This window comes from Campylobacter sp. IFREMER_LSEM_CL2194 (assembly GCF_025771685.1).
GTDB lineage: Bacteria > Campylobacterota > Campylobacteria > Campylobacterales > Campylobacteraceae > Campylobacter_D.
Genome location: NZ_JAKMQS010000046.1, coordinates 1 through 1,166 on the forward strand (window position 1 = coordinate 1; position 1,166 = coordinate 1,166).

The 1,166-nt window shown below is 24.0% G+C and carries 2 protein-coding genes; one reads left to right on the top strand and one right to left on the bottom strand.

From position 1 onward, the window contains the following. Positions 1-223 precede the first annotated feature (223 nt). Positions 224-433, top strand: coding sequence for a hypothetical protein (locus tag L8V79_RS08090; protein ID WP_263703195.1), 210 nt, complete (start codon positions 224-226; stop codon positions 431-433). A 349-nt stretch (positions 434-782) separates the two neighbouring features. Here L8V79_RS08090 and L8V79_RS08095 read toward each other — a convergent pair. Continuing rightward, positions 783-1,166, bottom strand: a 384-nt coding sequence (locus tag L8V79_RS08095) for a type VI secretion system baseplate subunit TssG (RefSeq protein ID WP_263703196.1), incomplete at its 5' end; no start/stop codon positions are given.

Consider the following 1,166-nt stretch of genomic DNA (forward strand, 5'->3'; position numbering starts at 1 on the left):
TTTGGTAAGCCAAAGGGATTGTTCTAAACCCTGCAAAAGCAGGGGATACTCAATAAGCCTTGACATAGCAAAGCGTTAAGAGTATAATTATAAGAACAATGTTGAGCATTTAACTCACCTCCCTTCTGGGTAGTAAATTAACGCTAAAGGGTTGCACCCCTTTGGCGTTGCACCCTTAATACAATTATACCAAACAAACTCTTTAACTTCTTTAATACAATTGATGAAAAGATTTTACATTTTATTCCTTAGCGCTTTAATTTTTGCACCTTCTTTATTATTTGGTGCTACAAATATAGATGATAATCATATTATCTTTACTTGGGGTTATGGTGAAGTAGCAAATGATATTTTACAAGTTATAAAAGATGTTATATCTTTGCTTCAATTAACTAATAAAGGTAAAGAATATTTTCATATCAATGCTTATTAAATGATTTTAATACTTTAAGTAAAATAGAGCTTATAAATATATTAGAAAGTTTAAGTTTATACAATCTTTCAACTTTAATGCAAGATATACAAAAAAGATATTTAAAACTAGAATATAACTTAAAAAGCTTTGATAAGGATAGTATCTTTTTATCTAATATGATTATGAATGTGAGATTGAAGTAGAGTTTTGGATTAATATAAGCTTGTTGTTAATTTATGGTTATTTTCATAATATTGGATATTATTAAAATTTAATAATATCAATAGTTTAAATAATAAAAATTCAGATTTTATATATTTGATTTTAATATAGATGAATAAATGATATATTTTGATAAATATAAAAATTATTCATGAAGTTTAATATGTATTATCTCGTAATTTTTTATTTTTTTTCCTAAAATTTTACCCCATCCTAATTTGGAGTGAGAGCAATCTCCTAGCTTAAACAGCATTCTTTTATTGAAAATAATTTTAAGATATAAATCAACACAAAATTCATTGTTAGTTAGAAATAATATACTTTCTTTAAGCTCTTTGTATTTTTCTGCGTTTGGAAAGTATTTTAAAGCTTCATCATAGTGTATATCTTTTATATAAATAGCTATTTTATTTTGGTAAGATAGAAATTTTTTTCCTAAGATTAGATTTTTTCCTAAAATATGATTTTTACTTCCTAATTTATTTAATTGTATGTGTCTTATGTAAATTTGATGGGGTATATTTTCTAT